Origin of the sequence: Thermithiobacillus plumbiphilus, from assembly GCF_038070005.1 — a bacterium.
In the GTDB taxonomy this organism is placed as follows: domain Bacteria; phylum Pseudomonadota; class Gammaproteobacteria; order Acidithiobacillales; family Thermithiobacillaceae; genus JBBPCO01.
The window spans coordinates 75,964-88,951 of the sequence record NZ_JBBPCO010000013.1 but is presented as its reverse complement, the minus strand read 5'-3'; the positions used below and the strand labels follow the sequence as shown (position 1 = coordinate 88,951).

At 55.5% G+C, this 12,988-nt stretch carries 12 protein-coding genes; 10 read left to right on the top strand and 2 right to left on the bottom strand.

Features of this window, described 5'->3' with window-relative positions; all coding sequences use genetic code 11:
• Positions 1-111 precede the first annotated feature (111 nt).
• The 7 genes from WOB96_RS12790 (at position 112) to WOB96_RS12760 (ending at position 5,856) form a co-directional block, all read left to right on the top strand.
• Positions 112-690, top strand: coding sequence for a sigma-70 family RNA polymerase sigma factor (locus tag WOB96_RS12790; RefSeq protein ID WP_341371684.1), 579 nt, complete (start codon positions 112-114; stop codon positions 688-690).
• Positions 683-1,351 carry a DUF3379 family protein gene (locus tag WOB96_RS12785; RefSeq protein ID WP_341371683.1) on the top strand — a complete coding sequence of 223 codons (669 nt, stop codon included), beginning with the start codon at positions 683-685 and terminating at the stop codon, positions 1,349-1,351. The genes WOB96_RS12790 and WOB96_RS12785 overlap by 8 nt, the downstream gene beginning before the upstream one ends.
• 207 nt (positions 1,352-1,558) lie before the next feature.
• Positions 1,559-2,803 (top strand): molybdopterin-dependent oxidoreductase, encoded by a 1,245-nt coding sequence (locus WOB96_RS12780; protein ID WP_341371682.1) that lies wholly within the window; start codon positions 1,559-1,561, stop codon positions 2,801-2,803.
• Positions 2,804-2,815: 12 nt separating this feature from the next.
• On the top strand, positions 2,816-3,247 hold the full coding sequence (locus WOB96_RS12775; protein WP_341371681.1) for a c-type cytochrome: 432 nt from the start codon (positions 2,816-2,818) through the stop codon (positions 3,245-3,247).
• A 322-nt stretch (positions 3,248-3,569) separates the two neighbouring features.
• Entirely contained in the window at positions 3,570-3,959 is a 390-nt protein-coding gene (locus WOB96_RS12770) for an OsmC family protein (RefSeq protein ID WP_341371680.1), read from the top strand.
• Between the two features lie 224 nt (positions 3,960-4,183).
• Positions 4,184-4,540, top strand: coding sequence for a c-type cytochrome (locus WOB96_RS12765; protein WP_341371679.1), 357 nt, complete (start codon positions 4,184-4,186; stop codon positions 4,538-4,540).
• A 137-nt stretch (positions 4,541-4,677) separates the two neighbouring features.
• A complete protein-coding gene (locus WOB96_RS12760; protein ID WP_341371678.1) occupies positions 4,678-5,856 on the top strand; it encodes a TDT family transporter in 1,179 nt (392 codons plus the stop codon).
• A 126-nt stretch (positions 5,857-5,982) separates the two neighbouring features.
• On the opposite strand, the gene serB is transcribed toward WOB96_RS12760, so the two are convergent.
• Both serB and mfd read right to left on the bottom strand, forming a co-directional pair.
• Positions 5,983-7,113 carry a phosphoserine phosphatase SerB gene (gene serB, locus WOB96_RS12755; RefSeq protein ID WP_341371677.1) on the bottom strand — a complete coding sequence of 377 codons (1,131 nt, stop codon included), beginning with the start codon at positions 7,111-7,113 and terminating at the stop codon, positions 5,983-5,985.
• A gap of 2 nt (positions 7,114-7,115) precedes the next feature.
• The gene (mfd, locus tag WOB96_RS12750) at positions 7,116-10,604 is read right to left on the bottom strand and encodes a transcription-repair coupling factor (protein ID WP_341371676.1); all 3,489 of its coding nucleotides are present in this window, start codon (positions 10,602-10,604) and stop codon (positions 7,116-7,118) included.
• Positions 10,605-10,712: 108 nt separating this feature from the next.
• Between mfd and ispD the strand changes: the two genes are divergently transcribed.
• From ispD to truD, 3 genes are read left to right on the top strand one after another with little or no spacing between them, the layout of a single operon-like run.
• Complete coding sequence (gene ispD / locus WOB96_RS12745) at positions 10,713-11,447, top strand: 2-C-methyl-D-erythritol 4-phosphate cytidylyltransferase (protein ID WP_341371675.1); 735 nt, start codon at positions 10,713-10,715, stop codon at positions 11,445-11,447.
• On the top strand, positions 11,448-11,921 hold the full coding sequence (gene ispF / locus WOB96_RS12740) for a 2-C-methyl-D-erythritol 2,4-cyclodiphosphate synthase (protein ID WP_341371674.1): 474 nt from the start codon (positions 11,448-11,450) through the stop codon (positions 11,919-11,921).
• Positions 11,918-12,988 carry a tRNA pseudouridine(13) synthase TruD gene (gene truD / locus WOB96_RS12735; protein ID WP_341371673.1) on the top strand — a complete coding sequence of 357 codons (1,071 nt, stop codon included), beginning with the start codon at positions 11,918-11,920 and terminating at the stop codon, positions 12,986-12,988. Before ispF ends, truD begins: the two co-directional genes overlap by 4 nt.

The window sequence follows — 12,988 nt, the reverse complement described above, 5'->3', positions numbered from 1 at the left end:
CTAAGGCTGGTTCAGCCGGGGCAACTAGCCGGAAGGACCAGAGTGTGAAGAACGGACGGACTGAGCTAGCTGATAGATGGGACTAAACGTGGGGGAAGGCACTAAGAACATATGAAATTCATTCTTGGCAAGAAACGCCAAAAGGATCAATTTGAGATCTGGATCGTAGACTATTCATCGAGTTTATATCGTCATGCACTTTGGCTGACCAGGGACGAAGATATGGCTAAAGACCTTGTACAGGAATGCTTCTATCAGGCCTGGCAGGTGCGTGACAGTTTGCGGGATAAAAACAAGATTCGCTCATGGCTATTAACTATTTTGAGGCGCGCATATTGTCGTTGCCTGCCGGATAAGGAGCTGATCAGAAATGAGCAGAGCGCAAATTTTCAGGCGGGTATCAATAGTATACGTGCTTGGGAATGTTCCGAGGACTTGCGACGTGCCATGGCTAAAATGCCATTGTGGCAACAGGAGATCATTCTTTTGCGCTGCTTGGATGGGTGTAGCTATCAAGAAATGGCTGATGTTCTGGAAATGCCTATCGGAACAGTTATGAGTCGGCTAAATAGAGCACGAAATACATTAAAAGGTCTATTGGGTGCTGATACCCTAGAATCGCTGAACATGAGTTCCTATGAGTTTCAGAGTGAAATGAGCCTCCAACCTTTGGAGATAGAAGATGAGTGATATCGAAAAAGAAAACGGTGTTAATTGCTTGGATGCTTGGTTAAAAGAAGAACTGCAAAAAGTTGCTGTACCAGAGGACCTGGTGCATCAGATAAATGTAGATCTCGATCAGCAAATAAAAATAAGGCATCGCGTAGGCTGGAGTTGGTCTGCAATGGCAGCAGCAGCAATGCTCATTATCGGTATGCCTCTGGCTTACTGGCTGACCATGGGGTGGTTTAATGCAAATTATTGTCCATCGATATTAACAGCCGCAGTAACGCAGGTTGATCATGAAAATGACTTATATAGAAAGCCTGATCCAGCGCTGAAGAACTGGTTTGCAAGAACTGGATTGCAAGGAACCATTGAAAATATTCCCGTCCAGTTCGCCAAAGTTTGTGAACTGGAAGCGTGGCGATCACAGCATGTACGTTTCATCGATCCGCAAAATGGCAAGGTAAATTTGTTTTTCCTGCCTGTGCCGAAAAGGGAATTGCATCTGCGCAGCAATCAAGGTGAAGTATCCGAAAAGTATTGGCGTACTGAGCCTTTGGGTTCTCAACTTACACTGCTTATCATAAGTGATCGTGAGTTCAGTGATGATGCGATTAAAAGATTGGTAGAGACTTTGGCAAGCTCACCAACACGGCGGAAGAATAATTCAGGATTGAATATATGAAGTTTCCTATTTGGGTTCTACCAATAGAAGAATTGAATCGTGGTCCGGCATGGAATCACGGCGAACGCATCACTGCCCTCAGGGAGATAAATATGTAGGGATGCTCAGTGGAGTTAAACTGGGATGGAGTTAAGTGGCGTGGCTTGAAATAGGCCGATACAGATATTCATGGATAATTGGTTTCCCACTCTGCAAAGGAGAATGAATGTGGAAATAGAGAAAAGAAGCCTGATAGAAGGTATAAGCAGGCGGCAATTTATACAAATGTCAACCATGCTGGGAACTGCGGGATTGCTTAGCCATTCATTGAGCTCCCTGGCTGCTGGTATCGTAAATTTACCGTTTGCCAATGGTAAACGGTCAATGGCAAGCTTCCCTCAAAAAGGAAATTTAATTCTATTGCGTACCAGGCCACCATTGCTGGAAACGCCATTTGAAGTTTTTGATAAAGGTATTTTTACTCCAAATAATCTTTTTTTTGTGCGCTGGCATTTGGCAGATATTCCGACATCGGTTGACGTCGAATCATTCCGATTGAAGGTGCATGGCCATGTTAAAAAGCCTATAGAGTTAACATTGAAACAACTTGTCCATGACTTCCAGCCAGTTCAAATGGCTGCTGTGAATCAGTGCTCGGGAAACAGTCGCGGTTTCTTTCAACCGAGAGTGTCTGGCGCAGAGTGGGGTAATGGGGCTATGGGGAATGCCTTATGGACAGGCGTGCGCTTGAAGGATGTGTTGAAAAAATCCGGCATTAATCCTGGAGCAGTACAGGTGCGTTTCAATGGCCTTGATAAAGGTGTGGTTCCGGGTACTCCGGACTATATGAAATCTCTGGATGTAGATCATGCTCTAGATGATGAGGTAATCATTGCCTATGCCATGAATGGAAAGCCGCTGCCATTGTTGAATGGATTTCCTCTACGTCTGATTGTGCCTGGATGGTATTCAACCTATTGGGTAAAGATGCTTTCTGACATTGAAGTTCTCAATAAGCCAGATGAGAATTACTGGATGACGTCAGCATATCTTATGCCCGCTACTCCAGGAGCTAGTGTGGCGCCTGGTCAGAAGGACTACAAAAAAATTCCTATCAACAAAATGGTGCCTCGATCATTTATTACCAACTTTAAAGATGGCGATATGATCCATGCAGAACGTGATATGGCTGTGCGTGGTATTGCTTTCGGGGGCGATGCCGGAGTCAAGCAGGTATTGTTTTCGGCAGACCGTGGTAAAACATGGAAGCCGGCGACGCTTGGCAAGGATTATGGAAAGTACAGTTTTCGCCAATGGGAAACGCACTTTAGAGCCGGCCCGCGTGGTGCTGACCAAGTGCTAATGGTTAAAACCATCAATTCCCATGGCTTGGAGCAACCAGGAAGACCAACCTGGAATCCGACTGGGTATATGCTCAATGTCATAGAAAAAACTATATTGCACAGCGTATAAGGAGATCGCTCCATGTCAAGTATTTTAAATATATCAGGCTGCATTTTGATATTTTCTACAGTTTTGGGTTGTTCGGTGGAAGATGGTGCTGAAAAGACTTCGGCTAGAGATAAAAATATACAATTTGAGTCAATAGAAGTTGCTCTGCCTACAAGCAAGGAGGTGTTCAAGCCAGGACCAGGATCCGACTTGGCAAATGCTTACTGTTTGATGTGTCATTCGGCAGGCATGGTGTATCAGCAGCCATCTTTGACACTGAAAGAGTGGGAAACGATAGTGGAGAAAATGCGAAAATCTTATGGAGGACCAATTCCAGAAAATAAAGTAAAGGAGATAGCTGCATATATGTATCAGCAAAACAAGGTTCAAAACGGAGTTAAAGCTTCAACTTCGAAGGCTTCGGCAGCAAAGCTTCCGCCACAAAATGTTACTCAGAAGCATTAATATGACTCGTCGTGACATTGGTCTAAGAGTTGGCGGCGCATCGTTGATATGCAGTTGTAATTTCAACATCCTTGTTGGATATGGCTACGGATGGCGGGCACGTAGTTGAATTGCAAAAGTCTAATATTTTCGGAGTGATGCTTGTGGCGCAAATATAATACTACCTGAAGGCGTATATGGTGCCATAATTGCATGTTTGGCTAAGGTTCGAGGGTCAATCAAAAATGATTACGCCTTTTGCTTCCTATTTTTGGGATAAAATTTAAGCCATGGACTCTTTGGGTAAAGTTTCTTTGCTACTGAATGGAATGGTTGTATCAATGTGGCTGAGGAAATCGGAGGATATAAGCGTATTTGTAAAAAATCGGATGAAAGTTCCATGAGCAGTGTATTAAGTCCGGTCGAGCATCTGGCCATAGCTTTGGGCTCTTGTCTTTTGCTTTTTGCAAGGCGGTTTTTAGATCGTCGGGAAATGGTGTGCCAAATTTATGCTGCTATATACTGGCAGGTGGATTATACGACTGCGAAAATTAAATATTTTCTCGTAGAGCTTGAGCTGTCTGAGTTGATATCCAGCTCGGACGTGGTAATCCTGAGAAGGATTTTAACCCAGTGCCCGATTCATAAGGTGCTGCATGGAAATGTACCGGTTGAAATAGCCATAAATGTAGGCTGTATAGAGAATGATGGCTATGGTTCGGTAAAATATTGATGCCGGACTGAGTGGCACGGTTTTTTGCCATTCAGGTTGTTGTTCACCATAAAGTCAAGAGATCAAGCTTGATCTCCTGGTAGTGAGTTTCCTCTTTGTTGGTGTTAATGCAGAATTTCTACGAGAGCCAGGCAGAGCAAAAAATGCTTTGGGAGAAAGATGGAATAAAAGAGATCAAGGGGTAAAGTGAAGGTGGAAGTTTTCATATCTGAAAGGAGAAAGAAATGTTTCGAAAGCGTTCTCGGATCTTCGGTGCAGCTTTTGCGTGTCTTGTCTTCACGGTGAGCGATGCACAGGCGGATGGGGCACCTGAGCTCATGCAGGGTGCTGGTTGCATGGCCTGCCATTCTGTAGATAAAAAATTAGTTGGTCCAGCATTTTCATGGATTGCTTATCGTTATAAAGGCGACAAGTCCGCCGTTCCGAAATTGACAAAGAAGATTCAAGCTGGTGGGGCGGGTAATTGGAATGCGCTGACTGGTGGCGTGCCTATGCCACCTCACCCGCAGATTTCAGTAGAGCAGGCCACTATCATGGTAAAGTGGATTCTGAGTCAAAAGCCTGTCCCTGTGCCCAAGTAATTGATAATGTCCATGAAATCGCTTAACTTGAAATAGCACTGAGGTTTTTCCGTAAATCGTTTTGTGCTTGATTTGCGGCAAATCGCATTGCCTATATTGGGTATCAGTTGCACCAACAGTTCCATAGGAAATGCGGCATGATCGAAAATAGGCTCGTAGCAATCATGAGCGGAAAATATCCTTTGAAGGCTTTATCGAGCCCGATCGAAGCCATCAGACAGTTCACACCTAACTGGTTTGCCATGACTATGGGTACTGGCATTCTGGCGCTGGCCTTGGGGCAATTGCCCTTGACCGTCCCTTGGCTGAAACATCTTGGAGAGGCGTTATGGTTCTTGAACATCGGCCTGTTCGTATTGTTCAGCATGATGTACGCGAGCCGCTGGCTGCTTTTTTTCGAAGAAGCCAAGCAGATTTTCAGCCATTCCACGGTTTCGATGTTCTTTGGCACCATACCTATGGGGCTGGCAACCATCATTAATGGATTTTTGTTGTTTGGACTACCACGCTGGGGCGCTTCCATCATACCGATGGTGGAAATGCTTTGGTGGCTCGATGTGGCAATGGCCCTGGCCTCTGGCGTTTTAATTCCTTTCATGATGTTTACCTTTCAGGAACATAGTATCGACCAGATGACGGCCGTATGGCTTTTGCCTGTGGTCGCCGCGGAAGTTGCGGCCGTCAGTGGCGGGTTGCTGGCGCCTTACCTGACCGACATCAGCGCGCAATTCATCACGCTTATTACCAGCTATGTGCTATGGGCCTATTCGGTACCAGTTGCCCTGAGCACGCTGGTGATTCTCATGCTGCGTATGGCGCTTCATAAGCTGCCGCATGAAAGCATGGCCGCTTCGACCTGGCTATCACTGGGGCCGATCGGCACCGGCGCCTTGGGCATGTTGGTGATGGGGGGCGATTCTCCGGCGATCTTTGCAGCGCATGGCATGATTAATTTTGGCAATATTGCGGCTGGCTTTGGCCTGATCAGCGGACTTCTGTTCTGGGGATTTGGTTTGTGGTGGATGATGTTGACACTGTTGATTACGATACGCTATTTCAGATCTGGAATACCATTCAATCTTGGCTGGTGGGGATTTACATTTCCGCTGGGTGTTTATGCCGTCGCCACCTTGAAATTGGGCTCGATACTACACTTGATCTTCTTCGACATTATGGGTATGGCGCTTGTTATGATGCTGGTCGTGATGTGGACCATCATTGCAGCCAAGACAGTGGTCGGCGCCTATCACGGCAGATTGTTTGTATCACCATGTCTTGCTTCATGGCATGAATCCAACGGCAGCCCCTCAAAGTAGAGTTCCATCTGCTCATGTTCCTGAGTGGAAAGTCCCCGAAAACAAGGAAACACCCATGGCCCATGTTCGCTTTTAGTCCTGCCGCAGTCCCTCTTGCAGCGATCACCTTTCTGTTTAATGCTACCTCTAGTAAGCTGCCATAGAGGTGCGAGTCAGGGGCAATATCCGGTCCAGCCCGCCGTGGCGGATGTTATAGTTGGCCTGGGCCTGTACCACCGGTTTGGCATGATAGGCAACACCAAGCCCTGCCAGCTTCAGCATGGGCAGGTCGTTCGCGCCGTCGCCGACCGCGATGCAGCGTGAGAGCGGCAGGCCCAGTTCGGTCGCGAGTTGCGCCAGGATGCGGGCTTTGGCCTGTGCATCCACAATCTCCCCGAGTACCTTGCCTGTCAGGCGTCCGTCCTGAATTTCCAGTTCATTGGCAAAGGCGTAATCAAGGCCTAAGTACTCCTTGAGCCGTTCGGTGAAAAAAGTGAAACCGCCAGACACCACGCCCAGGCGGCAGCCCTGTGCCTTGAGCCCCTGAATCAGCGCTTCCGCGCCCGGATTGAGTTGCAGCCTTTCTGTGTAGACCCTTTCCAGCATACTGGCGGGCAGATCCTTCAGCAGTGCCACCCGGGCCTTGAGGCTGGCGGCGAAATCCAGTTCACCCTGCATGGCCCGTTCGGTGATGGCAGATACTTGCGGTTTCAGGCCGGCCATGTCGGCAAGCTCGTCAATGCATTCGATGCTGATGAGCGTAGAATCCATGTCGCTCAGAAAAAGCCCGAAATGGCTGGCCTGCCAGTGGGCGGGGCAGAGGGCCACGTCAGCGGCAACTCCCACCATGGCTTCCAGTAGCTGGTGGTTCAGCAGGCGCCAGTCCGGATCGCCGCCGGCCAGCGGAATTTCCAGCAGGTCCTGTCCAGACTGTCCCGCCGTGCAGGCGGCTAGGCCCGCCAGATGCAGGGTATCCAGTGCCGGGCGCAGGGCGTCGGCGGGATGTCCCTGCAAGACAAGTCTCGCCATGGGTGTGGCTTCATGCACCGCAAGGGTGTGCAGGACCAGATCCTCGCTGGCATGCGCACCTGCGGCATCCGCCAGCCATTCTGCCGCTACTGCGCGTAGGTCGGCATCAAAGCGCAGCTCCAGAACTCGCAGGAAATCACCGCCGATGGCGGTCTCACCGAGCGGATGCAGGCTCAGGCCGGCTGGCGCGTCATTCAGTCTGGCGGCTTGGGGAGCGGGGACGAGTTGATTGATCAGAATGCGCGGCATGCTCAATCCTTCAGTTGGTCGAGATGGCGCTGGATGGCTTCGCAGCGCGCCAGACCATCGGGCAGGGCCTGGGTGATGCGCAGCTTGTCCTGGCCTTCCAGCCGGAAAACGCTGGATTTGCTCTGGATGAGCCGGATGACGGTTTCGGGTTTGACCTTTGGTTGCGGCAGGAACTGAATGCGCCCGCCCGCGGGACCGGCATCGAGCTTCTGGACGCCCAGAGCCATGCATTCGAGCTTGATCTCTGCCTGACAGAAAAGCGATTTGACCGGCTCGGGCAGGAGACCAAAGCGATCGATCATCTCCACCCGCAGCTCGTGCAAGGTATCCATATCGCGGGCCTGGGCGATACGCTTGTACATCTGCAGGCGCAGGTTGATGTCCGGCAGGTAGTCCGCCGGGATTAGGGCCGGGATATTGAGGTTGACCTCGGGGCCGCTGCCCTTGCTATCGGATAGGGTATGCGGGTCACGCCCGGCGCGAATGGCCTCCACGGCCTCGTTCAGCAGTTCTGAATATAGCGCAAAACCCACCTCATCAATGCGTCCGCTCTGCTCCTCGCCCAGGATCTCGCCCGCACCGCGGATCTCCAGGTCCTGGCTGGCGAGTGCAAAGCCGATACCGAGTTCTTCCAGGGACTGAATGGCTTCAAGGCGCTTTTTGGCATCCGCGCTGATGGCGGCAGGCTCGGGCGTGATGAGATAGGCGTAGGCACGCTGGTGCGAACGGCCGACGCGCCCACGCAACTGATGCAGTTGCGCCAAGCCCAGTTTGTCGGCACGGTTGATCAGGATCGTGTTGGCGTGGGGGTTGTCGATGCCAGACTCGATGATGGTGGTGCTCATGAGCACGTTGAAGCGCTGGTGATAAAAATCAAGCATGACGCTTTCGAGTTCGTTCTCGCTCATCTGACCATGCGCGATGCGGACGCTGGCCTCGGGGACCAAGATGCCGAGCGTCTTGGCCATGCGTTCGATACTCTGGACCTCGTTGTGCAGAAAATAGACCTGTCCGCCACGATGAATTTCGCGCAACACGGCTTCGCGGACCAAGGTGTCGTCCCAGACGGTGACTGCAGTCTTGACCGGCAGGCGCCGCTCCGGGGGCGTGCTGATGATGGAGAGATCGCGCAAGCCGGCCAGCGACATGCTCAGGGTGCGGGGGATGGGCGTGGCGGTAAGGGTCAGGATGTCCACCTCGGCGCGCAGTTCCTTGACGCGTTCCTTCTGGCGCACGCCAAAACGATGTTCCTCATCCAGGATGAGCAACCCGAGCTGCTTGAATTTCACATCCTTTTGCAGCAGACGGTGGGTGCCGATGACGATGTCCACGGTGCCCCGCGCAAGGTCCTCCAGCACGGCTTTTTGTTCCTTGGCTGAGCGAAAGCGGGACAGAAGCTCAACCCGCACGCCGCTGTCGGCGAATCGGTCGCGGAAATTCTCAAAGTGCTGCTGGGCCAGCAGGGTGGTCGGCACGAGCAGGGCTACCTGGGCGCCGCCATTGACCGCGATGAAGGCGGCGCGCAGGGCGACCTCGGTCTTGCCAAAGCCCACATCACCGACGATAAGGCGATCCATGGGGTTGGGCGAAACCATGTCGCTGATCACGGCATCGATGGCTGCCTGCTGGTCGGGGGTTTCCTCGAAGGGGAAGCCGGACACGAAGTCCCAGTAGGCGTCATCCGCGCCCGGAAACACCTGTCCCTGGCGCGCGGCCCGGCGGGCATGGATGTCCAGAAGCTCCGCCGCGGCATCGATGGCCTTGGCGCGGGCGCGGGCCTTGGCTTTGGACCAGTTGTCGTTGCCCAGCTTGGATAGCGGCGGTGTTTCGCTGGCATTGCCGATATAGCGGCTCAGGCGGTCCAGAGCGGCGATTGGCAGATATAATATATCCTGTTCGGCATACTGGAGCATGACGTATTCGTTGGCGTCTCCCCGATCGGCAAAGGGCATGGCCAGCCCTTTGAAGCGTCCGATGCCATAATCCTCATGCACCACGGGGTCGTCGACGCTCAGCTCGCCGAGATCGCGAATGACGGTATCGAGATTGCGTTTCTGCTGGCTGCGCTGGCGTCGCTGGGCAAATACCCGGTTGCCAAACAGCTGGGCTTCGGAAACGATGGCGAGCTCAGCCTTGCCGTGCCCTGGATCGAGCTGCAGCAGGCCGCGCTCCAGGGGAGCCGTGGTCAGGGCCAGGCGCGCCTCGCTGTGCACGAAGTCCTGCCAGTTCTCGGCCGGACGTGCGGCATGCAGCCGTACCCGCAGGCTCTCCTGCAACGCCTCGCGGCGGCCGCGGGACTCGGCGGCGATCAGTACCCGCGCGGTTTCCGGCAGGCTGTCCAGCCAGGCAATCAAATGCCCCAGGGGGTCCTGGCCATGCGTGACGCCGAGTTCTGGCGGTGAGGCAAACGGCAATCTGCGATCAGGCTCGCCAAGCAGTGATTCCTGCTGCTCCGCCAGCGCCAGCCGGGAGCGTTTCTCGACGCAGTCAAAGAAACGCTTCATCGGCAAGGTGAGACTGCCTGGCGCGAGCACCGGCCGGAGCTTATCGTGTTGACGATCCTCGAAGCGCCGCTGCCATTCCGCCCAGAGGCCTTCATAATGCTGATGCCAGTCATCGTGCAGCACGACGCTGCTGTTATCGGGCAGGTAATCGAACAGGGTGGCGGTTTCCTCGAAAAACAGCGGCAGATAGGACTCAATGCCGGCCGGGATGATGCCGTTGCTGACATCGCGGTAGATGGTGCAACGTTGCGGGTCGCCGGCAAAAGCAGCGCGAAAGGCGCCGCGAAACTGCTGGATGCCGGCCTCGTCGTGCGGGACCTCGCGGGCTGGCAGCAGTTCCACCCTTTCCACGCTGCCGCTGGAAATCTGCGTCTCGGGGTCGAAGCGGCGGATGCTGTCGACCTCGTCATCAAAGAGATCCACCCGATAGGGCGCGGAGCTGCCCGGCGGGAAGATGTCGAGGATGCCACCGCGCCAGGCGATTTCACCGGCCTCGCTGACCTGACTGACCTGGCGGTAACCGGCATTCACCAGCCGCAGGCGGAAGGCCTCGGGCTTGAGCACGTCGCCCTTGGCCAATACGAAGGCGCGCTGATCAAGAAAGCTGCGCGGTGGCAGGACCTGGGCGGCGGCGGACAGCACGGTCAGGATGATGCCGCGCTGCATACCGGGCATGGCGTAAAGCGCCGCGAGCCGCTGCGCGGTCAGATCCGCGGGCGGCGAAAAGAGATCATAGGGCAGGATTTCCCGATCCGGAAAGGCGAGAATGGGGAGATCTTCCGAACCGGCGCCAAAGAAACGCAGCTCCGTTTCGAGTTGCCGCAGCTCGATCGCCGAGCGGGCGATCACCAGCAAGGGGCGTTGCCAGGCCAGGGCAACCTGCGCGATGACGAGCGCCGCAGCACTGCCGTGCATGCCACCCAGCAGGACCCGCTGCCCTGCTGCAGGAGCTGGGGGAAGCTGCAGGGCGCTAGACGTATCATTCATATATCAGACCTCGTGGAAGGGGGCAATTCTATCCCGTGACAGGGGCTTTGACTACGCCGGCCGAATTCCGGATGATGCTTGCAATTCTGAGCTTGAGAGAAGGCCAGCATGTCGGATTCCGAAATCAGTCGACCGGTCTGGGCCGTGATACCGGCTGCGGGCAGCGGCTCGCGCATGGGTACGGCTATCCCGAAGCAGTTTCTGATGCTGCAGGACAAACCGGTGCTGGCCCATACCCTGGACCGGCTGGGGCTGCATCCGCGCCTGCGCGGCATTCAGGTCGCCACTGCAGCAGACAAGGCGCAATGGAATGCCGTTGCCCAGCACGTGGCGCCCCTCACCCGGGACAAGCTGCTGCCGGTCTGCGTCGGTGGTGAAAGCCGCGCACAATCCGTGCTGCGCGGCCTGGAGGCCCTGGACGCCCATGCCGACCCCAGGGATTGGGTACTGGTGCACGATGCCGCCCGGCCCTGCCTGCGCCAGGCGGATATCGATGCCCTGCTGCAGGCGCTCGATGCCGGCGCCGAGGGCGCCATTCTCGGCGCGCCGGTGGCGGACACGCTCAAGCGCGTGGATAATTGCGTGATCCAGGAGACTGTGCCACGCCAGCAGCTCTGGCGCGCCTTCACGCCTCAGGCCTTCCGGCTGGGTAGTCTGCGTGCCGCCCTGAGCGCGGCGCTGCGCCAGGGTGTCGAGATCACCGACGAGGCCAGTGCCATCGAGAGGGCCGGTGGCCACCCGCGCATGGTGCAGGGGCACACGGACAATCTCAAGATCACTTTGTCAGAGGACATGGACATGGCGGCCATTATTCTGGTCGGCATTCTCGCCGGGGAGAATTAGATGCGAATCGGACAGGGATTTGATGTGCATGCACTGGTGAATGACAGGCCGCTGATCCTGGGCGGCGTCCGGATCCCCTTTGAACAGGGGCTGGCCGGTCACTCGGATGCCGACGTGCTGCTTCATGCCGTCTGCGATGCCCTGCTGGGTGCCGCCGGTCTAGGCGACATCGGCCGGCATTTTCCGGATACCGACGCGGCCTTCAAGGGCATCGACTCGCGCATCCTGCTGCGCGATGTCTGGCAGAAGGTACGGGCAGGGGGCTGGCAGCTCGCCAACCTGGATGCCACGCTGATCTGTCAGCGGCCGCGCCTGGCACCACACATCCCGCAGATGCTCGCGCATCTGGCCGGGGACCTGGCAGTGGAGGCGCAGAAGCTCAATATCAAGGCCACCACCACCGAGCATCTGGGTTTTACCGGACGGGGCGAAGGCATCGCCGCCCAGGCCATCGTGTTGCTGCTGCCGCAATGAACATGCCCTATGCCTATCCCGGACCCGCCCTGTCGGCCCTGATCCGCCAGGAGCCCGCGGATTTTCAGGTCGAGGAGATACTGCCCTTTGGGCCCGATGGGGAAGGGCAGCATGCCTGGATTCGGCTGCGGAAAACCGGCATCAATACCGAGGAGGCTGCCCGCCGTCTGGCGCGTCTGGCGGGTGTGCCGCTATCGCAGGTCGGATTCGCCGGGCTCAAGGATCGCCAGGCAGTCACCACCCAGTATTTCACAGTGGATCTCGCCGGCAAAGAAGAGCCAGACTGGCAGGTGCTGGCGGGTCCTGAGATCGAGCTGCTGGAGATCACCCGCCACCGGCGCAAGATAAAGCGCGGCATTCTGTCCGGCAACTGCTTTCGATTGCATTTGCGCGAATTGCGCGGTGATCCTGCGATGCTTGCCGAGCGCCTGGCGCGTATCGGCACTGGTGGTTTCCCAAACTTCTTCGGTGAGCAGCGCTTCGGCTTTGGTCAGGGTAATGTCGAAAAGGCGGCAGCATTATTGGCTGGCAGCTTTCGCCCCCGCGACCGGCATCTGCGCGGGATCTATCTCTCCGCCGCCCGCAGTGTGCTGTTCAATGCCGTGCTGGAAGCCCGGATTCGCGCAGGCAACTGGGACCAGATCCTGCCCGGCGAGCTGGTCATGCTCGAAGGCAGCCGGAGCATGTTCCTGGCCACCCCTGAAGAGCTGCCGGAGCTGAATCGGCGCGCTGCTGATCTGGATGTCCACCCGAGCGGCCCGCTGTGCGGCCGGGGAGGCCTGCAAGCAGTGGGTCTGGCTACCAGCATCGAAACCGAAGCCCTGGCAGCCTGGCAGGGCCCCGAGCCCTTCGCCCGTGATGGCCTGGAGTGGGCCGCGCAACTCAGCAAACAGGGGCTGGACGCGGCGCGCCGACCCTTGCGGGCACTGGCCTCTGATCTGCGCATGGAAACGAGCCCGGCTGGAATCTGGCTGGCGTTTCAGCTGCCCGCGGGCAGCTATGCCACCAGTCTCCTGCGCGAACTGCTGCAGGCCGAAGGCTTAGCGCTGCCGGAAAGCGACGCGTGA